Annotated in this window: 23 protein-coding genes and 1 pseudogene; 19 read left to right on the forward strand and 5 right to left on the reverse strand. The window is 54.0% G+C overall.

All coding sequences use genetic code 11. The features are described 5' to 3' along the window. Positions 1-53: 53 nt before the first annotated feature. The 3 genes from AC2FIR_RS21585 to AC2FIR_RS21595 all read right to left on the reverse strand — a co-directional run bounded on the left by AC2FIR_RS21585 (position 54) and on the right by AC2FIR_RS21595 (position 3075). Positions 54-590: a hypothetical protein gene (locus AC2FIR_RS21585; protein ID WP_496748186.1), complete on the reverse strand. Its 537-nt coding sequence runs from the start codon at positions 588-590 to the stop codon at positions 54-56. A gap of 615 nt (positions 591-1205) precedes the next feature. Then, complete coding sequence (locus AC2FIR_RS21590) at positions 1206-2672, reverse strand: SpoIIE family protein phosphatase (RefSeq protein WP_496748188.1); 1467 nt, start codon at positions 2670-2672, stop codon at positions 1206-1208. Between the two features lie 25 nt (positions 2673-2697). Beyond that, a complete protein-coding gene (locus AC2FIR_RS21595; protein ID WP_170614900.1) occupies positions 2698-3075 on the reverse strand; it encodes a hypothetical protein in 378 nt (125 codons plus the stop codon). 120 nt (positions 3076-3195) lie between these two features. Here AC2FIR_RS21595 and AC2FIR_RS21600 point away from each other — a divergent pair, with 120 nt between their 5' ends. The 6 genes and pseudogenes from AC2FIR_RS21600 to AC2FIR_RS21625 all read left to right on the forward strand — a co-directional run bounded on the left by AC2FIR_RS21600 (position 3196) and on the right by AC2FIR_RS21625 (position 7681). Next, a complete protein-coding gene (locus tag AC2FIR_RS21600; protein ID WP_496748190.1) occupies positions 3196-3750 on the forward strand; it encodes a SiaB family protein kinase in 555 nt (184 codons plus the stop codon). 9 nt (positions 3751-3759) lie between these two features. Next, complete coding sequence (locus tag AC2FIR_RS21605) at positions 3760-4149, forward strand: DUF1987 domain-containing protein (protein WP_496748192.1); 390 nt, start codon at positions 3760-3762, stop codon at positions 4147-4149. Then, positions 4146-5201, forward strand: a complete 1056-nt coding sequence (locus AC2FIR_RS21610) for an adenylate/guanylate cyclase domain-containing protein (RefSeq protein ID WP_496763107.1) — start codon at positions 4146-4148, stop codon at positions 5199-5201. The genes AC2FIR_RS21605 and AC2FIR_RS21610 overlap by 4 nt, the downstream gene beginning before the upstream one ends. A 259-nt stretch (positions 5202-5460) precedes the next feature. Then, a pseudogene (locus AC2FIR_RS21615) lies at positions 5461-5907 on the forward strand (integrase core domain-containing protein); the annotation flags it as partial. Between the two features lie 442 nt (positions 5908-6349). Further along, complete coding sequence (locus AC2FIR_RS21620; RefSeq protein WP_170617626.1) at positions 6350-6511, forward strand: hypothetical protein; 162 nt, start codon at positions 6350-6352, stop codon at positions 6509-6511. A gap of 84 nt (positions 6512-6595) precedes the next feature. Further along, complete coding sequence (locus AC2FIR_RS21625; RefSeq protein WP_170617628.1) at positions 6596-7681, forward strand: DUF2652 domain-containing protein; 1086 nt, start codon at positions 6596-6598, stop codon at positions 7679-7681. Positions 7682-8529: 848 nt separating this feature from the next. Here the strand turns inward: AC2FIR_RS21625 and AC2FIR_RS21630 are convergent. Beyond that, complete coding sequence (locus AC2FIR_RS21630) at positions 8530-9477, reverse strand: DMT family transporter (protein WP_496747595.1); 948 nt, start codon at positions 9475-9477, stop codon at positions 8530-8532. Positions 9478-9740: 263 nt separating this feature from the next. Continuing rightward, the gene (locus AC2FIR_RS21635; RefSeq protein ID WP_496747562.1) at positions 9741-10394 is read right to left on the reverse strand and encodes a GntR family transcriptional regulator; all 654 of its coding nucleotides are present in this window, start codon (positions 10392-10394) and stop codon (positions 9741-9743) included. 208 nt (positions 10395-10602) lie between these two features. On the opposite strand from AC2FIR_RS21635, the gene AC2FIR_RS21640 reads away from it, so the two are divergent. From AC2FIR_RS21640 to AC2FIR_RS21700, 13 genes are all read left to right on the forward strand, one after another. Then, positions 10603-11703 (forward strand): Gfo/Idh/MocA family protein, encoded by a 1101-nt coding sequence (locus AC2FIR_RS21640; RefSeq protein WP_496747564.1) that lies wholly within the window; start codon positions 10603-10605, stop codon positions 11701-11703. Positions 11704-11784: 81 nt separating this feature from the next. Continuing rightward, entirely contained in the window at positions 11785-12795 is a 1011-nt protein-coding gene (locus AC2FIR_RS21645) for a sialic acid TRAP transporter substrate-binding protein SiaP (protein WP_171621269.1), read from the forward strand. A gap of 30 nt (positions 12796-12825) precedes the next feature. Beyond that, positions 12826-13401 carry a TRAP transporter small permease gene (locus AC2FIR_RS21650; protein WP_170429693.1) on the forward strand — a complete coding sequence of 192 codons (576 nt, stop codon included), beginning with the start codon at positions 12826-12828 and terminating at the stop codon, positions 13399-13401. Further along, positions 13398-14693, forward strand: a complete 1296-nt coding sequence (locus tag AC2FIR_RS21655) for a TRAP transporter large permease (RefSeq protein WP_496763110.1) — start codon at positions 13398-13400, stop codon at positions 14691-14693. Before AC2FIR_RS21650 ends, AC2FIR_RS21655 begins: the two co-directional genes overlap by 4 nt. Next, positions 14693-16579, forward strand: coding sequence for a bifunctional sugar phosphate isomerase/epimerase/4-hydroxyphenylpyruvate dioxygenase family protein (locus AC2FIR_RS21660; protein ID WP_496747566.1), 1887 nt, complete (start codon positions 14693-14695; stop codon positions 16577-16579). The genes AC2FIR_RS21655 and AC2FIR_RS21660 overlap by 1 nt, the downstream gene beginning before the upstream one ends. A 1-nt stretch (position 16580) precedes the next feature. Further along, on the forward strand, positions 16581-17453 hold the full coding sequence (locus AC2FIR_RS21665) for a shikimate dehydrogenase (RefSeq protein WP_496747568.1): 873 nt from the start codon (positions 16581-16583) through the stop codon (positions 17451-17453). After that, the gene (locus tag AC2FIR_RS21670) at positions 17450-18265 is read left to right on the forward strand and encodes a citryl-CoA lyase (protein ID WP_496747570.1); all 816 of its coding nucleotides are present in this window, start codon (positions 17450-17452) and stop codon (positions 18263-18265) included. Before AC2FIR_RS21665 ends, AC2FIR_RS21670 begins: the two co-directional genes overlap by 4 nt. Further along, positions 18255-19442: a Gfo/Idh/MocA family protein gene (locus AC2FIR_RS21675; protein WP_496747572.1), complete on the forward strand. Its 1188-nt coding sequence runs from the start codon at positions 18255-18257 to the stop codon at positions 19440-19442. Before AC2FIR_RS21670 ends, AC2FIR_RS21675 begins: the two co-directional genes overlap by 11 nt. Continuing rightward, entirely contained in the window at positions 19432-20106 is a 675-nt protein-coding gene (locus tag AC2FIR_RS21680) for a hypothetical protein (RefSeq protein WP_496747574.1), read from the forward strand. Before AC2FIR_RS21675 ends, AC2FIR_RS21680 begins: the two co-directional genes overlap by 11 nt. After that, on the forward strand, positions 20099-21289 hold the full coding sequence (locus tag AC2FIR_RS21685; RefSeq protein WP_496747576.1) for a Gfo/Idh/MocA family protein: 1191 nt from the start codon (positions 20099-20101) through the stop codon (positions 21287-21289). Before AC2FIR_RS21680 ends, AC2FIR_RS21685 begins: the two co-directional genes overlap by 8 nt. A 154-nt stretch (positions 21290-21443) precedes the next feature. Continuing rightward, the gene (locus tag AC2FIR_RS21690; protein ID WP_496747578.1) at positions 21444-22358 is read left to right on the forward strand and encodes a sugar phosphate isomerase/epimerase family protein; all 915 of its coding nucleotides are present in this window, start codon (positions 21444-21446) and stop codon (positions 22356-22358) included. After that, on the forward strand, positions 22339-23748 hold the full coding sequence (locus tag AC2FIR_RS21695) for an aldehyde dehydrogenase family protein (RefSeq protein ID WP_496669082.1): 1410 nt from the start codon (positions 22339-22341) through the stop codon (positions 23746-23748). Before AC2FIR_RS21690 ends, AC2FIR_RS21695 begins: the two co-directional genes overlap by 20 nt. After that, complete coding sequence (locus AC2FIR_RS21700; protein ID WP_496763113.1) at positions 23748-25529, forward strand: thiamine pyrophosphate-binding protein; 1782 nt, start codon at positions 23748-23750, stop codon at positions 25527-25529. Before AC2FIR_RS21695 ends, AC2FIR_RS21700 begins: the two co-directional genes overlap by 1 nt. Positions 25530-26178: the final 649 nt, after the last annotated feature.

Below are 26178 nucleotides of genomic sequence, written 5' to 3' on the forward strand. Positions count from 1 at the left end.
CCGTCACGGGAGCTGTGGGATAAGTCCGTTCGGGGAAAGGGGAACCTCGGCGTTCAGCCGATTTGTGCAACAGAGCCACGCCAGAGTATTTTACCCCAGTTAGCTTCTCCAGTTTTGATTACTTTGTCGATGAGGTGGCGCAGGTCGATATCGTCTCCAAGCTTTACGAATATGGGTAGTGTCTCGTCTTCAATACGTTCAACCCCTGTCAGGATTTGCTGTCTGTCGATAAACTGTATCCGAAGAATCTGGGGGGTAGCTGAAACCGCGCCAAGCAAAAGGCTAACGAACTCTTCAGAACCCTCCGGTTCAACTTCCCCCGAGGAAATCCTGCCCGCAATGAAGTCGATTTGATCTGCAGCTGCAGACAGATAACGCTCGACCTGTTGTCGTTGTGTGCCAATAATAAGTTGAGCCTTCTGGGTCAGCAGCTCTGAGGTATTTCGATAGCCAACAAGCAGCCCCACACCCAATACGCCTGCAACTGAAGTGAGAACGAAGAAACCAAGCCCAAGCGCCAAGGCGACCGACATTGAAGCATGCCATTCGCCGGCATTCTCGTGAGAATTATTTCCTTTTGGCCCCCCCATGACACGCCCCGTGAACGAGACCATCGATTGGTACAATGCAGCAGATTATATGCAATTTCTTAAGCTTTTTAAAGTTTGGCTTGTTTGAGGGGCCGTGGTATGGGCCTTCAACGACCTCTGGGGTCCCACCCTCAACACCCGTAACACCCGAAACCACTGGGGCATAAACGGGGGCATTTCTCGGAGGGTTTGGCCCCAAGTGCCTAGTCTCGTTCCATGTTCCGATGAACTGGCTGGGGTGGTAGGAATCCTTGCCGACCGATGAAACCTATCAACTTTTCCAGCCGGTGGCCGGAACTGGGGCGGTTTCGGGGGCATTTTACTGAGTGAAGCGACGGGCGGAATGGAGCGTCAGCGGGTCAGCACGGGGCATTTTTGACCGCTGGAGAGGCCGCTGACGGCCCAGCTTACGAGACCGCTCACTGGCGCTGAGACGACCGCTGACGAGTCGTGCCGGGGGGCTGACGGGGGTCGCTGGTGCTGGCGGCTTACACTATAAAAAAACCGACTTTTCCTCTCTCACCTGCAGGCCAAGCTATCCTTTTTCGTCAGAACTTGGGCAGACCACAGTTTTTTCCCATAAGCAGCTACCTTGCTCACCTCATAAAAAGCACCCTAACTTGTATCTTGCAACGGACGAAAAGCAATCACCGTCAAATCATCCATGCGCTCTTCATTCTTTCTGTAATCTTGGAAAGCATCTTCGATGGCCGCCAAAAGCTCTTCCGAGTTCGACCAACTGTCTTGCTTAACTATCGACATTAATCTTTGAACTCCAAAGGCTAAGCGCTTTTCGCCACCCAATTGGTCGATCAGGCCATCGGTAGAGATAATCAGATCAACAATTTGATCTAAGTGGATTACGTGCTCGATAAATTTTGGCCCTCTTGGGGTGTCCGCATAACCAATACTTTGTTTATCGCCTCGGATGCGATCAACGTTGGCCACCGACTTAACCAACAAAGACATGTGTGCCCCTGCGAACTTGGCTATCCCTTTGCTTGAGTCGATCTGGCAAATTGCTGCGTCCATACCGTCGTTTGAAGTCGAGTTTTCAGTGTCCTGGTTTAGGAGGGTGCGAGTTAAATCGCTCAGTTTCGATAAGGCCGAAGCGGGGCTGAGCCTGTCGTTTTCATAGTAAAGCCGCTCGAGAGTAGCGATCGCCAGCATGGTCATGAAGCCTCCTGGTACACCGTGACCCGTACAGTCAATTACGGCAAGCGTCGAAATCTGTCCTTCCGACCTGATCCAGTAGATGTCCCCACCGACCAAGTCGCGAGGCTCCCATTTGACCGCAAAATCGGCGAAGGCGCTCTGACACTGACTTGCAGTAGGCAACAACCCCTGCTGAATTCGCGTGGCATAGTTTACACTGTCGACGATCTGATGGTGCGCTTCACGGATCGCGTTGACGCGTTCGACCTCCCGCTCCAGCATTGAGTTGTAGCTTTGAACAACTTTACCAATCTCATCTTCTGATTGGTACGGGACCCTCTGTGGATCATCGTATAGTTCGAACTTTTCAATAGCTTTCAACATTTGACCGAGAGGTCTGTTGATAAGCCATAGAAATGCAGCAGCACCTGCTAATATCAGCGCAAAGCCTCCGAGAATTCCCAAAAGAACCACAACTCCAACTTCAGTCTGCAACTCATTATTCAGAATCTCCTGATCAATTCGTGCCAACATCATTGTCGACCCTGCTGCTGTCGGGACGGAAACGACGATATCCAAACCGGTTTTTTTTATCCTGTCACAACCTATGGCAGGCCAGGAGGCCAAGGTTTTGGAGCTTTCCTCCAGCTTCTGTTCGGCGCAAATCACATAAGGAAAACCAGAATAGACGGCCAGCAGGCTCGTCGCTTGTGTAAAGTTTCGTGCTTCAACCAACTCAGCCAGCGGCCTCGCAATACGGTTTGCAATCGTTGCCATTTCCGCTGCGACCTGGTCCGTTTGAGCTTGTCTTTTGAAGTCATAATAAAAAAGAAGCACTACGGCATTCAATACACCCCCAATCAAGAGGGTCGCGAGAATGTGCTTTAGGAAGATGCGGCGACTTAAGAAGGCCCTGAGATTACGCACTAAACGCCTCTACAGTGTTTGGCATCTAGTTCCCGATGTTCTTCATCGCGGCCTGAAGAGCACCACGATTATTGACGATCATCTGAACAACCTTGTAGTCCCCGGAAATTTCCCGCACCAGAAAGTCTGCGGTCACGGTGTCGCCACCTTCGGTTATCATTTCAGAGCAGACGAAGTAATCGCTTCCTGCCGGAATAACCATGGGGTGAACATTTGCAGGGTATACAGTTTCAATCGCATTGGTTGTTGTGTCCAGATAAGTGTAAGCACCATCGACCATCACGCCATCGACATGCGCAATCATGGCGGATTGGAGCTTTGCTTTCACCTCGGTCGGAATGTCGGCCGCTACAGCCGGTCCTGACGAAAGTATAAGGGCGACCACACATATTAGCCTAATCATGCTAACCTCCCCGCTGATAAGCCTGCACAATTGATACCCTAAAAATGCATAAATGTGTATCTTATGATATCAAGACCTGGATTGAACTTGGTGCCGTCCAAGCATGATCAAGGAGAACAGATGCTTGCCAGCGAAGTCTACGAACTACGTGCTAACCTGCGAAAACAGGGCGTTGTTTTCGCCTACAGCGGTTATGTAACCGAGAGCATTCTTAGCGGCGTCGGCGATGCGTTAAAGCAGAAGTTGGTATCTGAAGATGCGGACACCAAAACGCTTCGCAGTGTATTCGCAGTTTTTGTAGAGCAGATGCAGAATATCATCAGATATTCCGTTGAAAGGTTGCCTGCTGACGGTGAAACAGCGGTACTGGACATAAGTTACGGCATACTGACCATCGGAAACGAAGCTGGCAGCTATGTCGTTCACGCGGGAAACCTGATCCTGTTGAACGATGTCGACACCATGCGGAACCGGCTATCAGAGCTCCGCGATATGAACCGAGAAGAGCTAAAGGTCGCGTACAAGGACCAACTACGAGCCGAAGCCGATAGTGTCAGCAACAGTGCGGGTATCGGGTTAATTGAAATTGCGCGTCGAGCGTCAAAGCCAATCGAGTTCGATTTTATGCGAGTTGATGACCAGCACGCATTCTTCGCGCTCAAAGCCACGGTTTAAGAGGGTAGAATGCAGAACATTAAAATCCCGGCGACAAACCGCACTCCGGCCGTGGCATTTGATTTTGATGCTGGTCACCTCAGGCTTATTGGAGAATCCTATCCAGAGGATGTTACGACCTTTTTCAATCCATTGTTTGATTCCCTAAAAAACTGGCTTTCCGAAGGTTCAAATACCACCTGTCGTTTTGACTTTGAACTTATCTATTTCAACTCCTCCAGCGCTAAAGCCATCATGATGATAATGGAGCTTTTGGATTCCGCTGCAGAAATGGGAAAGAAAGTCGAAGTTTACTGGTTTCATGATCCTGAAGACGAAACCATGGAAGAGCTTGGCGAGGAGTTCGGAGAAGATCTTAAACACGCCAAGTTTTCGCTAAAAAAGTTGTCTGATCAATGACTATCGACGATCTTTTTGCCAAGGAGAGAGAAGCGTTGGAAGTCGCGGAAGCAACTTTGAGCAGCGGACAATTCCCAAATGAAGAGACGCGAAACTCAATAAAGAACCTCGTTGAAGAATACAGGAAACTGCTTCGGACGACACGACGAATGATGCGGTTGAGTGATCGCAATGAGCGGGAACTGAATGCATTGGCTGAAAAGCAGCGCATTGCGGCCGAAGAGGTAAACCGAAAAAACCTAGAGCTTGAAGCGTTGTCAGGGAAGCTTGCTAAGTACTTATCACCGCAAGTTTACAAATCGATCTTTTCCGGGCGCCAGGAAGTCAAACTCGCCAGCAAACGAAAAAAGCTGAGTGTGTTCTTCTCGGATGTGGCTGGTTTCACGGAACTTACGGATCAGATGGAGTCTGAAGACTTAACGGAACTTCTAAACAGTTACCTGACCGAAATGGCAGCAGTCGCTTTGAGCTACGGCGCGACGATAGACAAGTTTATCGGTGACGCGATCCTTGTCTTCTTTGGTGACCCGGAGAGTAAAGGAGTGCGCGAAGATGCTTTGGCTTGCGTGAGAATGGCAATTGCGATGCGAGACAAGTTGGCTGAGTTGCAGGCTGAATGGAGGAGGCAAGGAATAAGACAACAACTACAATGCCGTATTGGCATCAATACAGGCTTCTGCACGGTTGGAAATTTTGGAAGTGACGACCGTATGGATTACACCATCATTGGTGGTGCCGTGAACGTAGCCTCAAGGCTAGAGCATCAGGCAGAGGAAGGAGAGATTTACATCTCTTACGAAACCAGGGCGCACGTAAACCACGAAATAGAAACCGAAGAGGTCGGTGCAATCCAAGTCAAGGGCGTGGCTCAACCCGTTATGACCTACCGCGTCCTGGGTCAAAAAAGATCGAGACCCCACCTAGAAAAAGTCTCTCATGAAAAGCCAAACTTTCGATTGGTTTTCGACCCGAACTTAATGACGTCAGAAGAACGGTCTGAGAACTCAGAAATCCTAAAGTCAGCGCTTGAATCTCTCCGTAAAAAAACTTGAGATTTGAAGGGCCGATGACTAGTGAACTTGGTTAACTGACCACAATTGATCAGGGACTTGGCTATTTATTAGACCCTGTTACCTGGGTCCGCATTACGTTCCTTCCGCCACCTACGACCAACGTCCACTTTGGAAAAAGAAAGCAAAGCAGTGATCCCCCGGCAACCCGCTATGGGCCGCCGAGGGCTCTGTCTATGAAGGTGGTCTTCGGTTGACGACATAGTCAGCCAACCACTGCCAGTAGGCTTCGGCATCCCGGAAGGCATTCCGCACGCTCAACGTCATCGATGAGTACAGCCGGGAGTGCTTGGCGATCCGTGTGGACCGCAAGCTGAACTCCAGCGATGTCATCGACGTGCTGAGTGACCTGTTTATCATGCGCGGTGTGCCAAGCTGCATTCGCTCCGACAATGGCCCTGAGTTCATTGCCGTGGCGGTGCAAGACTGGATCAATGCAGTTGGAGCAAAGACCGCATACATCGAGCCAGGCAGCCCATGGGAGAACGGTTACTGTGAAAGTTTCAATGCGCGGTACAGAGATGAGTTCCTGAATGGAGAAGTCTTCTACAATCTAAAAGAAGCGCAGATTTTGATCGAAGAATGGAGGAAACACTACAACACAAAACGCCCGCACAGTGCTCTGGGACATAAACCGCCGGCCCCGGCAACCATCGTTCAATTGGACCAAAGGCCGGTCACGCACTAACAATCAACTTGGACCACACAAGTGGGGCTGATCACTACTTCAAATGCCGATGCCAGACGAAAGACTTGCAAGAAACCTTTGAAGAACCGATTGGCTGTAGGTTCGTTGACAATGCAAATTACCTGGCACCACTGCACACCCATTTTGCCCAATGCATCAAAAAATATCTGAAAATTGCGATAGCTTTTCGCTGTTTGGACCGTGCGTGCTAATTCTCAGGCGTTGTTAGCGTATGAGTTGAACATGGTAAGTTTAAGTAAATGGAAGCTGTTTCCGACCGAGAGGAGCCTCTGCCGGTATTTCTCCCTTGGCAATGTCTCGCCAACATCTATCCGAGCGTTTTTGGAAATAGCGGGACCAATATGCGCATTGGCAGCTTTGGTTGCCTTCAGCCTTTATAGGGCTTCCCCCGGGAACTATGCATCGGTCCTTATGTGAAACAATGTCTGACGTCAGCGCCTCCAATCCCGATGAAGAACCGGTAAAAGCCACACTTGGCACTTCCAACGACGGAAGCATTTATGCCGACGGCCGGGAGGACGATGATGCTGATGGAGAATCGGAGGGCGTAGATCAAACCCCTGATGGAGAAGCGTCCATCTGATATGTCGGACGAAGGCAGACGCGCTTGTCCGGTACTATGGCGGAAGCTACAGTCAAGGGACGGAGTGCAAATGGGAAAGCTCGGATGTCTGTTCAGGCCGGTTACCTGCTAATCGCCGATATTACTGGTTATACTGGGTATCTGACCCGGTCAGAGTTGGAACATGCCAACCCAATCATCCGTTCGTTGCTTGAGGCAATTGTAATAGAACTGAAGGACCCAATGAAGTTGGGGGGTCTCGAAGGTGACGCCGTTCTCGCTTATTCGAGTGGGCCGTTCCCCTCCGGCGAGACTTTCCTGAATATATGCGAAAGCCTTTATCGGGGGTTCGCCGAACGCCGTCGGAATATTGTGCAGAACACGACTTGTCCCTGCAATGCTTGTCGCAATGTAGCCGATCTCGATCTGAAGATCCTTGCGCATCACGGAAAATTTGAAGAACTTTCGATCGGGCCGGTGAAAGATATCTCCGGTGCTGACGTCATACTTGTGCATCGCATGGCGAAGACCGATGTGAAGGATGATACTGGTATCCGCAGTTACGCCCTATTCTCAGAAGACGCATTTCAGGCAATGGGCATCAAGTCTGAACTTATGCAGTATAGCGCTCAGTTCGAGCACTTTGGTGACGTACCCATGCGGGTCTATGATCTTGCTGCTGCTTGGCGACAATACCGGGAGATCGCCGGGCCCGTCCGCGTTACAGACGAGGATGCCGTTTTCACAACCCGGCACTTACTGAAGGCGCCTCCGGTAGTGGCCTGGGAAATGCTCACAGATCCCCAGCTCAAGATGCGCTGGATGATGTTGAAGGATGCCTATCGGGAAGGGGATGCGTCTCGAACGTCAGCTGGCGTCCGCCTGCACTGCATTCATGAAGCCGCTCATTTTCAGATGCTGATCGTCGATTGGAATCCGTTCGAATACGTGACTGATATCCTCCACAATTCATCCATCGAGGGTCTGACAAACCTGGAAACCTACGAGTTGGTCCCGGCAGAAGAAGGCACTGAGGTCGTGTTTCGGATGGGGCGGCTGACTGACGCCGACGGCCAACATCATCCCGCAGAGGAATCTGCAGTAATCGATCTGTTCGAGAATTTTTATCCGGTGGCCTTCGGTATTCTGGACGAAATGGCTTTGGAGCTTCATCAAAAGAAACAAGAGTAACGAAAATGGCTCCTAGGCAAATGTTAATGGGAGCCATCATTGTGAGGCGGCCGGACACTGTGCCCCCCGCTGAGTTGCCCGTCACCTGGCAGATCAGGAACAAGTTGCTATAAGAACTATTAAAATTGGCTTATGAATACACCCCCGATACGGGCCTCGAGTATCATGAGGGGGCCGACAATGGCGAGTTCCGGGCGCCAGCAGTGCCGAACGGATCATAGGCATTCGCAACCGGCATTTTGAGCTGCTTCATCTACAACGATCCGAATTGGAGTTACGCCGGATATGATTTCTCTGATTTTGGCTCCGGCGCGGGCCGGGTTGCCCCGACGTTGAACGCCAATGATCCGGACCTGTCCGAATTCAGAGCGCGAGGTGGCAAACTTATTATTGACAACGGCTGAACGACTGGTCCCGGTTCACCCGGTGCTGGATGAGATGTTCCGGCAGCTACCATCATCTGGTCCTCTGTTCCCCGACCTGACCGTGGCACATGTCACTAAGGGCTTCGCGAGACTGAGACGGCGGCTGGGTCTGGAGCGACCGGGACTGGTGGTTCACTCGACCAGGAAGTGGTTCATTACCCAGAACACCCGAAACCACTGGGGCATAAACGGGGGCATTTCTCGGAGGGTTTAGCCCCAAGTTCCTAGTCTCGTTCCATGTTCTGATGAACTGGCTGGGGTGGTAGGATTTTTTGTCAACATGTTGAAAATTAACAAAATAAATGAAATGGGGTCAATGGGTAGTGTTCGGAAATTGGTTTAAGTCCAGTATTGTGCCTCACTTTTCTGCTTTTGACTTTGTGTTTGCACTTTGTATGTCCGGAACGGACCGAGCGAGTAGCCTTAGATTGGAGGTACGGCACGTACGGTGACCAGCTGTCTGGCCGCCACCCTTTCGCGATGTATCATATACAGCCCTGCACTGATGATGATCGCAATGCCAAGCAGGCTAAGCGTGTTCGGGAAGTCATTGAAGACAAGATAGCCGAACAAGGTCGCGACCGGCAGCTCGAAATACTGCAGCGGTGCCAGCGTGACGGAAGGTGCAAAAGACAGCGCATAGGTCATCATCATGTGGCTCACCGTCGCAAAAAAGCCAGCGCCCAAAAGCCACAACAAAGCGATGTCTGTCGGCCATACGGGATCAAACAAATCAGAGCCGGAACCTTGCGCAACAATTAGAGCTGGAATGCAAAACAGACTGGCGATCAGGCCGGTGTGGAATTGCAGAGTCACAGGGTGCAACCGACGCGACAACCCCCGGGTCAAAAGAATGTAGAAAGCGAAGGCAACTGCCGTGCCAAGCGGAATAATAGCAACCGCGCCGAAAGCTGCGAAACTTGGCTGGATGACGAACAACACCCCGACAAACCCCACAAGCGCTGCGCCAACGCGACGCGGGCCGACGGCTTCTCCAAGATAGAACTTGCCGACCAACAAGACGATGAACGGGGCCACGAACACGATTGCCAGCGCATCGGCAAGGGGCATCACCCGGATCGCGGCAATAAAGCAAAATGTTGCAAACACCAACAGCAATGAGCGGAAAACCAGCACCATCACCTGACCTTTCGCCACGCGCAACGACAGTCCCATTATCCAGATGAAAGGTGCCATCAACGCGCATTGCACCACAAACCGAGCCGCCGTAATCTGCCCAACCGGCACACTGGTCGACGCGAGTTTCGCAGACACATCCAGCAAAGGAGCGGTTAGGCAAAACCCCAGCATCAGCGCAACGCCAACAAGGGTGCGATCCGGAGATTGAGGTATGGGTTCGGCGGAGGTCATCGTTTCATTTAGAGATGTCGCCAAATGCTTGTCTGTTCTCAATACGACGACAGGCAAAAGTCCCGCAATCCACGAATTCGGGCTGAATTGGATACAGCGCTCGCGGCGAATGTCTCCTCTGACGGTCCGTACAGCCGCATCAGGTGGCCGGATCAAGGGCAGCTAAGGGCCGTTCACAAACTTCTCGATTTAGATGTAGAATTTTGAGATATCTCCTGCCAAATCGACCTGAAGACGTCGAAGCACGCAATCAGCATGCCGCCTTACATAGCCTCCAACGTGTGGTTGAGGCCGTTTCGGATGTGATCTTCCAACAGTTTCTTGGCCATATTCGCGTCTCTGGCCAATGCGGCATCGAACATGTGTTTGTGTTCTTTGGCTGCTATCTCACCTCGATAGGTCAGTACGAGCATCTGGTAGCGAAGATATTTGTCATAGATGATTGAGTGAAGGGATAGAAGATTCTTGGAGTTGCAGGCTGCTATCATTGCTTGATGAAACTCCGAGTCGTACCTCTTCCAGGTTTCTTTCTCAGAGTCATCTCCTTTGAGAAGCCGTTGCTCCATCAAATGCAGCTTATGATGCGCGGCGACGAGGTTCCCCTCCCAATCCGTGTCACCATTCTCGATGGATAACTCCAACGCGTGGCATTCCAACAGGACACGCAGCTCTGATATCTCGATCAGGTCTTCTTGTGAAACCGGCGTGACCAGGAAACCTCGTTGCTCAGGAGCTTCGACAAATCCGTCGCTGGCGAGCCTGTTCAGCGTTTCACGAAGTGTCGAAAGGCTTGCCGAGTAGCGTTCTTTCAAGGCGTCCAGCTTCAGTTTAGAGCCGGGCTGCAGTTCCCCGAAGATGATGTCCCGCTTGATGCGCTGATAGGTGCTTGCACCTATCGTAGACGGCTGTTTCGCCATGCGTTTCACCCGATATTATCAGTTTCCTCGTTCAATTAGCATTTTTCAGAGACATCAGCAATCCAAACATATATATGGTAAAAATTAAAATATCATACATTATTGCGGAATCGCGAAAACCCCAATACGGTCGTGGCCAAGTTGGGCAAAGCAGCCCGATCGCAATCATCGGTTTCGGGATTTTCCGGACCCTCCGGAAGGAAGCAAAGTGTCTAAGAATTTTCGCATTGCCATTGTCGGCATTGGTCTTGTTGGGCGCCGCCACGCAGACGCTATCCGAGCGTTGCGCCATGTTGATCTCGTCGCGGTGGTCGACCCCAGCGATGAAGGTCGTGCCTACGCCGTTGAGCACGGGGTCGCATGTTACGCGTCCCTCGAAGAAATGTTTGCAAATCAAACTCCGGACGGAGCTGTTCTTGCGACCCCGACCACGCTTCATGTCGAACAAGGCCTCACGTGTGTTCGAAATGGTTGTCCCGTTCTTGTCGAAAAACCGATCGCCGTAGAAGCCACCGCTGCACTTGAGCTTGTTCAAGCAGCGGAGAAGGCCAATGTGCCACTGATGGTCGGACATCATCGTCGACACAATCCTCTGATCCGGTCGGCTAAGGAAGCCATTGCCGATGGGACGATTGGAGATGTGCGCGCTGTCCATGCGAATTGCTGGTTCTATAAGCCAGACGAGTATTTTGATGCTGCGCCTTGGAGAAAGAAACCCGGTGCAGGGCCCATCTCGGTCAATCTTGTCCACGATGTGGATCTGCTGCGGTACCTGGCCGGAGAAGTCATGACCGTACAGGCTCAGTCGGCTGCATCGCAGCGGGGTTACGACAACGAAGATGTTGCCGGTGCTCTGTTGACGTTCGAAAGCGGAGCGATAGGAACCATAAGTGTGTCCGACAGCATCGTTGCTCCATGGAGCTGGGAGATGACGTCTCAGGAATATCCCATCTATCCTGCAACCACTGAGAGTAGCTACATGATAGGTGGCTCTCATGGTTCGTTGTCCGTTCCCGATCTTCGATTGTGGAGTTACCAGAGTGAGCAAAGGGACTGGTGGACGCCAATCTCATCAACCGCGCTGAAGAAGGGTGCGTCTGACCCTCTGGTCAATCAGCTCAGGCACTTTGTTGAAGTAGCTCGGCACGAAGCAGTGCCGATTGTGTCTGGATGGGAAGGGTTCAGAACGCTTCAAGTTATTGAAGCTATTCAGAATTCTTGCAGAACTGGCGAGACTGTCAGGATACGAAACCTTCAGGAAACGCAGCAACAGAGATTGCAGGTAATAAAAATATCTGATATTTTGTAAAACATCTTGCAAAATGTCCAAAATAGGTCAAAACTCTAAATCGCAAAAAAGAAGCATCATGATGTCTCAGGGAGGAGCAAAGTGATTACCAAACTTACCCGCCGGGCTGCTGTATCAGCCCTGGTCGCAACCGGTGTTCTGTTTAGCGCAACAAGTGGTGCGCTGGCGGAAGACAAAGTGCAACTTCGCCTCGCAACATCAGGATCGGAGACCGATCAGCGCTCGGTCGCAATGGCCGAGGTTTTCGCACCCATGGTCGCTGAATTTGCGACTTATGAGCCCAGCTATAACGGCACAATCTTCGCCCAAGGTACGGAGTTGGACGCCATCAGCCGGGGCAACCTGGAAATGTCGATCACCTCGGCGCAGGAACTGGCACAGTTCTTCCCAGAGTTTTCGATCTTTACCGCAGGCTATGTCCACCAGGATGCCGCGCATCAGGTGGCTGTCTTCAATGATCCCTTGATGGATGCATTCAAACAAAAGGCCGAAGAAGAACTGGGCGTCAAACTGCTGTCGGTCATGTATCTGGGCCGTCGTCAGGTGAACCTGCGCCAACCCAAGGATGAACTGACCGTCAGCACTCCGGCTGATCTGGAGGGTGTGAACCTGCGGATGCCGGGCACAGATGCGTGGCAATTCCTTGGCAAAGCGCTGGGTGCTGCCCCGACACCAATGGCGTTCTCAGAGGTTTACACAGCTCTGTCGACCGGTGCCGTTGACGGTCAGGACAACCCATTGCCAACCGTGGTTGATGCCAAATTCTACGAAGTGACCAATCAGATCATCCTGACATCGCACTTGGTCGACTTGAACTATATCGCCATTGGCAAAGAAGTTTGGGACGGGTTGACGCCGGAACAGCAAGCCAAGGTTCAGGAAGCTGCGGACGCAGCAGCTGAATCAGGCCGTCAGAAGCAACTTCAGAAAGAAGAGGATCTTGTCAGTTTCCTGAAAGAGCAAGGAATGGAGATCTACGAACCCGATCTCGCTGCGTTCCGCGATCAGGTACAGTCTATGTATCTGGACAGCGAATTCGCTGGCTCATGGCCCGAAGGCGTTCTGGATCAGATCAACGCTTTGGGCAACTGAGCCCAGTAAGACAAGGGAGGGAGAACCATAATGAAAGCCTTTATGAAGGGGTTCTCCCGACTGACCGAAGCGATTGCCGGCGGGATGCTGGCGGCAATCTTCCTGATCTTCCTATTGCAAATACTCTTGCGCTACTTCTTTACTCCCGCCGGATGGACGCTTGAACTCATCGGCATTCTGTGGGTCTGGGTGATCTTTTTCAGTTGCGCTTTCATAGTGCGCGAACGGGATCACGTGAAGTTCGACATCATCTACCTTTCTGTGCCGATGCGCGTGCGGCAGGTCTTTGCGATGCTGGCGGCCGCAGCGATCGTGGTCGGTATGCTCTACAGCTTCCTTCCGACGTGGGACTACATCGATTGGATGAAAATCCGCAAGACATCGACTGTCCGCAATCCGTTTTCCGGCGAGAAGATACCATTGCGCACAGTATTCTCGATTTACGCGGTATTCATGCTGGTCGTAGCAGCGCGCTACGCGTGGCTATTTTTCGACGTCATGCGCAATGGGCCCCCAAAGACAGAGTTGGAACTGGTTGTTGGGTACAACGTGGTTGACGACCATCCCCGTGTCGACGTCGAAGAGGACGAGGAAGTTAAGAAATGAGTTTTGAACTTCTTTCCTGCCTGCTCGCTCTCTTTCTTTTGGCAAGCATCGGGACACCTATCGGCTATTCCATCCTCTTGGCCTCATTAGTGTACTTGGGCACGGCCGGACTGGACGTCGCCCTCGCGGGCGAGAAGATCCTGCAAGGCTTCTACAAAAGCACGATCCTGCTTGCCGTGCCGTTGTTCATCGTCGCTGCGAATATCATGAATGCTGGTTCGATCACGGACCGTCTGCTGAACTTCTGCGTAGCCGCTGTCGGTCGTTTCAAGGGCGGCCTCGGGCACGTCAATGTGGTAGCGTCTCTGATCTTTTCCGGTATGTCCGGCTCGGCTGTCGCGGATGCCGCGGGGATCGGCAAGATAATCATTGAAATGATGACCAAAGATGGCCGCTACAGCCGAGGTTACGCAGCCGCAATCACGGCGGCGTCGGCGACGATTGGCCCGATCATTCCGCCCTCGATCCCGATGGTTTTGTACGCGCTCGTTTCCAAGGCCTCTATCGGGTCGCTGTTCCTGGCCGGTATTCTTCCGGGCCTAATCATGGGCGTCGTCCTCATGGCGATGAACTATTATCTGGCCGGAAAGCGGAACTTTGCATTGGAAGAACCTGTTCCTCTGCGCGAATTGCCGGCTAAAACCGCCAACGCGTTTCCGGCACTGCTGATGCCCGCAATCCTGCTGTACGGCATATATGGCGGCGTCACCACTCCGACCGAGGCTGCAGCAGTGGCTGCATTCTACGCCCTGCTTCTGGCAGCGTTGTTCTACCGCGCGCTGACCTTCCGTGGCCTATATCAAGTGTTCGTCGACAGCGCGCGCTCTTCCGCAGCCGTCGGGGTGGTCATTGGGGGCGCGTTCATTCTGAACTTCATCGTTATTCAGGAGCAAATACCGCAGTCTATCTCGGCGCTGCTGGAGGGTTCTGATGTCAGCCCGATTGTGTTCCTGATCCTCGTAAACCTGCTGATCCTCGCGCTGGGATGCGTGTTAGACGCAACAACGATCATCCTGGTGATCGTGCCTCTGTTCATTCCAACCTGCGAAGCGCTTGGAATTGATCTGGTGCATTTCGGGATGCTGGTCGTCGTGAACTCGATGATTGGTCTGATCACGCCTCCCTATGGCATTCTACTCTTTGTGATCAACGCTGTGACGGACATTCCGCTGCGTGAAATCATCTCGGAAATCTGGGCCTTCCTCGCGGTTCTCATCTTCGCCTTGGTGATCATGATGCTGATGCCGGATCTGGTCCTGTGGTTGCCGCGTATGTTTGGATATCAGGGATAATGTGCCTCTCGGTTTCGACAACGTCGATCCCCGGTGATCTGGCTGAAAAGCTGAGTGCTATCGCTGACGCGGGATTCAGGGGTGTCGAATTACACGAACCGGATTTGACCGCTTTTGACGGATCGCCATCGCAAGTCCGCGAAATTGCATCGGACCTCGGCCTGAAGATTTGCCTGCTACAACCCTTCCATAACCTTGAAGGCCAGCCCGATGCCAGACGTGAGCGCTCCTTTGATCGACTGAAGCGCAAACTCGACCTGATGAGCGAGTTGGGAACGGAATTGCTGCTTATCGGATCTGCCTTCGAGGTCGATGTCGCCGCGACCGAAGAACAGGTAATCGCAGATCTTGGCGAGGCGGTCCAAATCGCTAAAGAAATGGGGATGCGCCTGGCCTATATGGGCTTGCCATGGTCGGATCTTATTCACTCGGATGAGCAGGCGTTACGCGTCGTCGAAGCAATTGACAGCCCTCATTTTGGGTTGGCCTTGAATTCCTTCTTCTCGCTTGCCGACGGGTCCAAACCAGCCCGCCTTCGGGACATTCCCGGCGATTGGCTGTTCCATGTGCAACTGTCCGATGCACCCCGGCTTGAGATGGACATACGTCGGCTCAAACGGCACTTTGGGCTTCTGCCGGGGCTTGGGTCGCTGAACCTTGCGGGCTTTGTGCGCGTGCTTGCCCGCGCCGGGTACAAGGGGCCTTGGTCGATTGCACGCGTCAACGAGGCAGCTCCTCAACCCGGTGGCCGGACACTGGCCCGAGACAGCTACAGGTCGCTGGTGAACCTCCTGGATGAGGTGTCCCGGACCGAGCCAGGAACCGATTTCGGCATCCCGGACCTACCGGAACGCGTCTATGCGTCAGGCTTCGAATTCGTCGAATTTACAGCCGACGAAACAAGCGGCGCGCAGCTGGCAGATATGCTGTCAGCAATGTGTTTTCGAATGGAGCGAAAACACGTGTCCAAGTCCGTCGAGCTGTGGCGGCAGGGCGCGATAAACATCGTCGTGAATACCGAAAAGGAAGGATTTGCCCATTCGGCGTTCTTGGGTCACGGCCCCTCAGTTTGTGACATGGGCTTGCGTGTCAAAGATGCGGATCAGACGGTTCAGCGTGCGACCGCGTTGGGCGCGCCGAATTTCTCGCAGCCAGTAGGGACCGGGGAACTGGACATCCCGGCCATCCGAGGTGTTGGTGGCAATGTTGTCCATTTCATAGATGAGAAATCCGATCTGCATCGGGTTTGGGACATCGAGTTCGAGCCAGTCGCCAAGACCAAAGCGATCCAGCCCGCCGGTCTGCGCCGCATCGACCATCTGGCACAGACGATGCGTAACGATGAGATGCAAAGCTGGCTGCTTTATTACATTTCGACTTTTGAGATGGCGAAATCCCCGATCGTGAACGTTGCCGACCCGTCGGGTGTTGTGCAAAGCCAAGCCATCGAAAGCCCCGAAGGCGAAGTGCGTTTAAACCTGAATGGTGCAGTTGGGCGTCGAACACTGGCGGCTTCATTCCTTGAAGACGGTTTTGGTGCCGGTGTTCAGCACATCGCCTTCCAGTCGGACGACATATTTGAAACCTCAGCCCAATTGCGGAAGTCCGGTTTTCCCAGCCTTTCCATCCCAGAAAACTACTACGCTGATCTGCAAGCGACATTCGGGTTAAGTGAAGACCTGATCGCCCAAATGCGCAGGGATAACATACTCTACGATCAGGCGGCGGGTGCCGAGTACTTTCAGATCTACAGTCGCCCTATCTTTAACGGCTTTTTCTTTGAAATTGTTGAGCGCCGAACTGGTTACGCCGGCTATGGCGCGCGTAACGCTGCGTTTCGATTAGCGGCGCAAACGCGACACCACGTGGCGGAAGGAACAACCTAATATGAAGGCCGCACTAATCGGACAAGGGATTTCTGGCTCCATGACGCCTGAGATGCACGAGGCGGAGGGCCGGGCGCAGGGTATCGATCTGAGCTACGGTAGGATCGACACGGCAAAAGAGCCATTTCGTGGAATGTCGGTCGCTGATTTACTGCATTATTCCATTGAATTAGGCTGTGCGGCGGTCAACGTGACACACCCCTACAAAGCGTCGGTCATTGATCATCTTGATGAGCTTTCCAAGACTGCTGAGGAGCTTCAAGCTGTCAACGCGGTGGTTTTTCGTGACGACCGAATGGTTGGCCACAACACCGATTACATAGGTTTCCACAGTGCCTTCGGAGATTTTTTGGGATCATCGAAGACTGAAACGGTTCTCATGTTTGGTGCTGGTGGCGCGGGCAGTGCAGTCTCTTTGGCTTTGCTTGATTCAGGTGTTCGAGATCTGGAGATCATCGATCCTGACTTCCAACGATCGCAGGCACTGGTCAGTCGACTAAAAGTCTTGCGCCCTCGTGTAAAGCTTCAGGGTTCCCCCTCGATTTCGTTGGAACGGGTCAAATTTGTGGACGGAGTGGTCAACGCGACACCGCTCGGGATGGATAAGTACCCAGGGTCGGTAATTGATCCATCATTGTTGCGGCCGGATGCTTGGGTGGCAGATATAGTATATTTCCCGCTTGAGACACACCTTCTGAACAGCGCCCGCACAACCGGGTTAAAAGTGATGAATGGTGCTGGAATGGCAGTTCATCAGGCTGCAGCGTCTTTTGAGATCTTCACCGGCTGCACCGCCTCAATCAGCCGTCTTCAATGCGTTTTCGATTCACTTCGTCAGCAGCGCAGGCGCGAGTTTAGAGGTGCAACGGCATGACAAACGACGAGCAAGCCATCCGCCAATGGTGGCGCACATCCATCATCGACATGAAACCCGGAAAGATCGCTTTTCGCGGCCATCCTATTGAGGACCTGATCGGAAACGTATCTTTCCCACAGATGATCTGGCTGATGGCGCGGGGCGATCTGCCCAGCGACGCTCAAGCGCGCCTGTTCGAGGCTGCTTTGGTCGCAGGCGTGGATCACGGTCCGCAGGCCCCCTCGATTGCGGCTGCGCGTATGGCCGCCACCTGCGGGGTAGGTCTCAATAATGCGATGGCGACTGCGGTGAACATGCTGGGCGACGTGCACGGCGGGGCAGGAGAGCAGTGTGCAGAGCTTTACTATGATATCGCAGTCCGCATGGATGCGGGAGCTTCGCTGAATGATGCTGTTCGGGATGGCTTGGACGTTTGGCGCGAGACCTACGGCAAGATCGTATCGGGCTTTGGTCACAGGTTTCACAAGCCTGTCGACCCACGCGCGCCACGATTGATGCAACTTGTTCGTGATGCGGCGGCAGAAGGCACAGTTTCTGGCCGGTTTGCCGATATCGGAGAAGAGGTTCAAGCCGAACTCGGTCGTCAACGAGGCGGTCGGCCAATTGCCATGAATATTGACGGCGCGACAGCTGTGATCTTCTGCGAACTTGGCTTTCCTGCGCCCTTGTCACGAGGGCTGTTCTGCCTGTCCCGCTCGGTCGGAATACTCGCCCACGCTTGGGAACAGATGAACCAGGGTGGCCGCAACAAAGGGCCGATGCCCCCGAATTACTTACCCCTCTACGAAGACAGGAATGATGACACGTGAGACATCGAAATCCTTCCGGGTCGGCCTTATTGGCTGTGGTCGTATCAGTGATATTTACCTAAAGACACTATCCAAATTTTCGAGCGTCGAAGTCGTGGCTTGTGCAAGCCTTGATCCTTCGGAAAGCCGCGCCAAAGCGGATCAATACGGTGTCGCCCAGGCCTGCACGCCAGGTGAAGTGTTTGACGATCCGACGATTGACTGCGTTCTGAATCTGACAATACCGGCGGCGCATGCCGAAATCAGCCTGCGCGCGCTGGAGGCGGGGAAACACGTCTATTCCGAAAAGCCACTGGTCATGAACCGAACGGATGGCAAGGCGATCCTGCACATGGCCTCTGAAAAGGGGTTGCAGGTCGGTTGCGCGCCCGACACATTTCTGGGCGGTCGCTGGCAGACCGTTCGGCGCTTGATCGACGAGGGTGCCATTGGCAAACCGACAGGGGTTTTTGCCCATGTCGGTACCCACGGGACAGAACGCCACCATCCCAACCCGGATTTCTACTATAAGGCGGGTGGTGGGCCATTGCTGGACCTTGGGCCGTACTACTTGACCGCCATGATCTGCTGCCTTGGTCCCGTTGACCGGGTCGCCGGAATGGCGCGATGCACGTTCGACAAAAGGATGATCGAAAACGGTCCTCGCAACGGCGAATGGATGGACGTCGAGGTCGACACGCACTCCCTTAGCCTGCTGCAGTTCTCTTCCGGAGCTATAGGATCGATGACCATGAGCTTCGACGTCTGGGACAGCGAAACTCCGCGGTTCGAGATCTACGGTGAAAACGGCACCATCAGCATTCCTGATCCTGACCCGGTTCATGGTGCGAATATCTTTCAAGGGGATGTCTGGCTGAAAACGCGGGAGACCTCGCGCTGGTCTCATCAGCCCCGTCCAACTGGTCGCGAGGACTGGCAGGTGGTCGAAAACAAACATGGATTCAATGAAGACAGTCGCGGGCTCGGCCTTTTGGATCTGGCCCTGGCGGCACAAGAAGGACGCCAACCTCGTGCAAGTGGAGCGCTTGCCTACCACGTTTTCGAGGTCATGGACGCAATTGAACGGGCACCGAAATTCGGCGCCTATCAGACTATAGAAAGCCGGTGCGAAGCGCCGATGCCTCTGCCTGTCGATTTCCTGAACGATGAGAGGAAGGAGCTGGTCTATGCCTATTAAGACTCTTGACTTTGCCCAGCCATTTTTTCGCGTTCAGCACATCACTGATGAAGACAGAATTTCTGTCGAGGGTCGCGCCATTGTTCTGAACCTCGGGGAGAGGGGCCTCTCTGTCGAGGATCAAACCGTCGCACCGCTTTCCTCCGTGATCGTGCAAGACAGCACGCTTAGCGGCGTGGAACGTGCAGTCATTGTCCACGGTTTCGACGCCCATGCCGATGAAAACGAGTTGTTCGCATGGGTGAAAGATACGTGGCCATCTGCTTTTGATGTCCGCCAAGAGGAGCGTCTGCGCGGTGTCAGCCACTACATGTCGCCGAAGGTCTTTGTGGGTAACGTTGGACTGACCATGTACCACTCGGGCTCGGTGCCGCTAAATGTCGGATTGCACAAGGATCATCCATTCTGCCCGGTACCGGGGTTTCGCGAAGTGCACACGCAAATCGTTGGCTTTGGCAAAATGCAGCAATGCCGCGAACGGGATGTTGAAACCCTTTACCTCGAAGAATTCTTGGCCCCCGGCACGACGCACAAACCGATGTATGACGCTGAAGGCAACTATCCCTGGCATCAGTACGAGACGATTACCCCCAGCATTTTCATGGCGGTGGAAATGCTGCCGGAAGGCGTACGGGTCCCGGAAATGGAGATTCAGAATGGCTGAGAGACTTTTGCCCGAAGACCTGAACTTTGACGGACCTTTCCCCCGGTTGTCTCGCCGTTTGCGGCTGGGCGTTGTTGGCGGTGGGCGTATCTCGGTCACGCAGGCAACGGCGGCCCGGATGACCGACCGGTGGGAGGTCGCTGCAGGTGCGCTCAGTTCCGACGCCGCGCGCAGCAAGGCGCGCGGGGCTGAGTGGTTCCTGCCAGCAGACAGGTGCTATGCCTCGTTCGACGAGATGGCACAGGCCGAGGCGGCACGCTCGGATGGCGTAGATGCCGTCATGATCACTACCCCAAACCACGTTCATTTTGAAGCTTCCAAAGCGTTTCTGGAGGCAGGCATTGATGTACTGTGCGACAAGCCTCTGACCAACGAAGTTGCCGAGGCCGAGGGGATTGAGAAGATCGCCGCGCGCACGGGACAGGTCTTTGCCGTCGGATATGCGATGTCGTGCTTTCCGGTCATCCGTCAGGCCAAACAAATCGTCGCGGAAGGCGGCATCGGTAAAATCAATCAAATCCACGTCGAGTTCATACAAGACTGGATGACGCCCGATGATGTGGCTGATGCGCCCCATGTCAAATGGCGGCTGGACCCAAAGATTTCTGGTCCGACCAGCTGTGTCGGCGATATCGGAACCCATGCCGCGCATCTCGCCAGTTTTGTCTCGGGCCTGCCCTTGACCAACCTACGGGCCGAGTTTCATGTCTGCGGCGCGCCAAAGCCTTTGGAAGACACAGCATTCATGTTCACCCGCTATCAAAACGAGGTTCCGGGAACCCTGATGGCGACACGCCTTGCCCCCGGAAATCGAGGCGGTTTGCGCTTACGGATATTCGGGAGCGAAGGAGGCCTCGAGTGGGACTTGGAGAATTCCGAACAGCTGAAGTTCAATCGGTTCGGTGAGCCGGATCGTACCATCAGTCGAGGTCACGGGCATGGTATCGGACCCGGCGCAGAACGTCTGATCCGTACCGCGCGGGGCTTCCCTGAGGGGATTATCGAAGCCTGGGCTAATCTTTATACTGAGTTCGCAATGGCAGTGGCCGCGCGCCGGGATGGTGTCGCGATTCCGGCCCATTGGCTGACCTATCCCAGTGTCAATCAAGGTGCAGACGGTGTCCGATTCATTGATGCCTCCGTGCGCTCTCACCAGTCCGGAGGTGATTGGGTCACTCTCTAAGGCTTTGCCAACACGAATGTAAAACACGCCCGGGCAGTTGCCCGGGCGCTTTCATTTCCTGCTTAGCAATAAAAGTTGATATTTTAAAAAATATCAGATATTTTTTACTACGTGTGATGAATTTAAGATTCGCAGACACGTGGAGCTGTCGTTCATGGTGAAACCCGAAGAGACTGGCGCAAGCCCCTCTCTGTATTCCTTGGCGCATCTGACGCTGATTGGCTGTACGCCGCCCGAGTTGGTCTATATCGCCGCGCGGGCCGGTTACGATGCCGTCAGCCCCCGATTCATTCCGATGCATGTGCCCGGTGAATTCACTCAATCTCCAATCGACAAGGCACAGGTGCAAGCCACCAAAACTGCTCTCTCTACCACTGGCTTGAAAGTCCTCGATGTCGAACTTGCGCGCATCACGGAAGATGTCGATCCGCGCAGTTTTGAACCTTCTCTTGAGATCGGTGGGGAATTGGGTGCTAAACGCATGATCATGAGCGCGTGGACCAATACCCGCGATGATCGTGACTTCCTGATCGACGTCTATTCTGAAACCTGCGAACTGGCGGCGCCCTACGGGCTAACAGTGGACTTGGAATTCCCAAGCTTCTCTCGCTTGCGCACTCTGGATGAGGCCCTGGATATTGTCCGCGCCTCTGATCAACCGAATGGCGGTATTCTGGTCGATACGCTTTATTTGCACCTCAGTCGCGTTGATCTCGGAGAGCTTCTGCACGTCCCCTCGGAGTTGTTTCACTTCCTGCATATCTCCGATTGCCTACCCGGGATCGCCGATACGCGAGAGGGCATGATCCAACTGGCCCGTGATGCGCGGCTCTATCCCGGCGAAGGCTGGATTGACTTCACCGGCATCATCGAACGGATGCCGCCCGTCGACTACTCCATTGAATTACCCAACCAAAGCCGCGTTGCCGAGTTGGGATATGAAGAACACGCGCGTCGCTGTCTCAGCCACGCCAAGCGAACATTCGGCGAGGCGCGGTCACAGCGTCGTGTGCCCGATGCTGCAATTCTAAAACACCAAGAGGATCATCATGGGCAAAGAGCTCACTGAAAACGACCGCAACATGGCGGCCGATATGCTGGCACGCGCCCGCGCTGCTATGGCCGAGATCGAGGATTGGGATCAGGACAGGCTGGACCGCCTGTCTCAGGCAATTGCGTGGTATGCTGGGAACGAGAAGACCTTCACGCGTCTGGCCCAGCAAGGCGTAGACGAAAGCGGTATCGGAGATCGCGAAGGGCGCCCTGCGAAGCGATTTAAGATTCACATGGTGCTGCGTGATGTTCTGCGCTCGCCCTCGACGGGGATCGTCGAAGTCGACGAAGAAAAGGGGCTCGTGAAATACGCCAAACCTGCTGGTGTGATCGCATCCTTGATTCCCATGACCAACCCTGCGATGACGCCACCGGTGACCGGCGTGTCCGCCGCGAACGCCCGGAATGCGGTCATCTTCAGCCCGCACCCGCGAACCGCCCATACCACCTTTGAGATGGTCGAAGTCATGCGCGCAGCCTGCCGTGCCGCCGGTGCCCCCGAAGACCTATTCCAGTCGATCCGCAAACCATCGATCCCGTTAACACAGCACCTCATGGAGATTTGTGACCTGACTCTGGCAACGGGTGGCAAGCCGATGGTCAAAGCGGCCTATAGTTCTGGGCGCCCGGCCTATGGCGTTGGCGCGGGCAATTCGTCCATCGTCATCGATGAAACCGCCGATCTGGACATCGCCGCACAGAACACTCGCATTTCAAAGACCTCCGACTTTGGGTCGGGCTGCTCGGCCGACGGCAACATCATCATCCAGCGCTCAGTTTACGACGATATGGTCAAGGCGCTTCAAGCCGAGGGCGGTTACCTGTGTTCGGATGAAGAGAAGGCTATGCTCGAAGCGGCCATGTGGGACGAAAAGGGAAACCGTACGTTTCCGACCATCGCCTGTCCGCCGCAGCAAACGGCCAAGGTCGCCGGTTTTAGCATCCCCGAAGATCGCAAGTTTCTGATGGTTGAAAATCAGGGGCAAATCGGGCCGCAGCACAAGTTCTCCAAGGAAAAACTGACCACGTTGATGGCGCTATATCACTTCGACACATTCGATGACGCGCTGGAAACGGTTAGCCAGATCTACAACACCGGAGGTAAGGGCCATTCCTGCGGCATCTACAGCCACAATGACGATCACATCGACCGGTTGGCTCGTCTGGCTCCGGTCAGCCGCATGATGGTGCGGCAACCGCAATCCAAGGCCAATGCGGGTGCCTGGACCAATGGCATGCCTATGACCAGCAGCCTGGGCTGCGGCATCTGGGGCGGCAACATAACCAACGAAAACGTCACCATGAAACACATGATGAACTACACCTGGGTCAGTCGTCCGATCCCTGAGGATCGACCCTCGGAGCCGGACTTGTTCGGTGAGTTCTACGGACAGGAGGTCGCGTGATGGACGGAGCGAAACTGGACGGCAAAACCGTTGCCGAACATATCGTTGACTTTCTCGAACGCCGTGAGGTCAAGCACGTTTTCGGCCTGTGCGGGCACACGAACATTGCGGTTCTGGCTGCGCTGGCGAAAAGTCCCATCGATTTCGTCACAGTACGACACGAACAAATCGCCAGCCACGCGGCGGATGCATATGCCCGCGTGACGGGCAAGGCCTCGGTGGTGCTGTCCCATCTCTCCCCGGGGCTGACCAATTGCGCCACTGGGGTCGCCAACGCCGCACTGGACTGTATCCCGATGGTCGTGATCGCGGGTGACATTCCCACGCATTACTACGGTAAACATCCGCATCAGGAAGTGAACCTGCATGCAGACGCAGCCCAATGGGAGATTTACCGACCCTTCGTGAAGCGCGCTTGGCGCGTGGATCGCGCCGACCTGATGGCCGAGATTCTGGAGAAGGCGTTTCACCTCGCGGAAAGCGGTCAGCCTGGCCCCGTGTTGGTCAATGTGCCGATGGACATCTTCTCGGAAGTCATCCCGTCGGACAGCTTTGATCGTATTCTCGGTAACACGAGCGCGCTCAAGAAACCATCGATCGACGACGAAACCGCGCGTGAGATTGTCGAGGCACTTGCGAAGGCCGAAAACCCAGTCGCTTATGTCGGAGGTGGTATTCTTCTGGCACAGGCCAGCGAGGAGTTGCGAGAATTTGTTGACCATATGGGCCTGCCCGTCGCGCACTCCTTGATGGGCAAGGGTGCATTGCGTGACGACCACCCGCTTGTGCTGGGAATGACCGGGTTTTGGGGCACCGAATTGGTTAACCAGTCCTGCTTGAATGCGGACTACATCTTTGCAGTGGGAACACGGTTCAAAGAGGCCGATTGCTCCAGCTGGTATCCCGGATACACATTCAACATTCCCGGTTCGAAGGTCATTCATATCGACATTGAGCCGCAGGAGATCGGTCGGAACTATCCCACCGAAATCGGAGTCGTCGCGGACGCCAAGGCCGCTTTGCGCGTCCTCAACCGGATCGCCCGCGAGATGTATCCGGACGGCTTCAATCGCCCCGCTCTGGAACAGAAGATCGCCGACTTCCGCACGGATTTCAAAGCGCACAACTTGGAAATGGCGACCTCAGCAGCCTTTCCGATGATGCCCGAGCGTATTCTGGCAGATACCCGCAAGGCACTGCCCGAGGATGCCATCATCACCACTGACGTTGGGTGGAACAAGAACGGTGTCGGGCAACAGTTCGACATTTTGACGCCGGGTTCAATCCTGACCCCGGGCGGGTTCGCGACGATGGGTTTCGGTCCCCCGGGTGCGATCGGCGCGAAACTGGCGGCACCTGATCGTGTGGTGATCAGCCTTGTTGGCGATGGTGGTTTCGGCCAAAACCCGTCGATGCTGGCAACGGCCGTCGAACTCGATCTGGGCATTATCTGGCTGGTCATGAACAACAACGCCTTCGGAACCATAGCAGGTCTGCAAAAGGCGCATTACGGTCTGACCTATGGAACCACGTTCCCCGGATCAGCCGCCGCACCCGCAAACGGACCGGGCTATGCCGACATCGCGCGAGCCTACGGCGCGGAAGGGCATAGGCTCAGCGCTGCCGACGAACTGTTGCCCGCACTGGAAGCGGCAATCGCCAGTGGCAAGCCAACCGTGCTCGATGTGCCAATGATCAACAACCCAACACCAACGACCGGACATTGGAACATTTTGGACATATACTCGCCGGACAAAGAGATATCTCACGTCGCGACTTGATGAAACTGGGCGCGTTCAGGCGCGCCCAGTTTCTTGTGCCAATGCACATCCGTGCTCGAGCAAATACCCGACTTAGTGTTGCAAAGGTTGCCATGGCAAACCGAAAGTTAGTCACGGTCTGACATCAATTGGCTTTGGCTGAAAGAAAGACAGAAAGAAAACCTGAGGCGAACCTCTTCATTGAATATGTCTATCCAAATTCTGCGGAAAAACATCGTATTTTTACTGATCCAGCGCACATGCACTGGATCAGTAAGTGCACTGTTATGCCAGTTGGGCAAGATTGCCTGACCGGAAGGCAAAGGTTCTGGGCGCGATTGACGGAGCACGGTTCAAGCACTGCGACCCAATTGACGACATGCTGGGATCCGAAATCGAGGTTTTCGTGCCGTTAAAAGACAGATGAGAGGTGCTTACTCGTCACCGATCAATATTCATTCTTTGTTCGATAATAGGTCTTCGAGATTGTCATATGGCGCGGTGTCCCTAAACTGTTTCACGAGTTCAGCGTCGTTTGAACGATCCCGCTCGCACGTTTTCAGTAGCCGCCATAGTTGAAGAAGAAGAATGATTGTCGCTCCCGCGGCCGCAATATTGAAGGCGATTTCCCACGTTGTCATTTTGATGTTCCCACAATTGATAAGTTGCA

The sequence above is a fragment of the Ruegeria sp. CDSB136 genome (assembly GCF_059610965.1).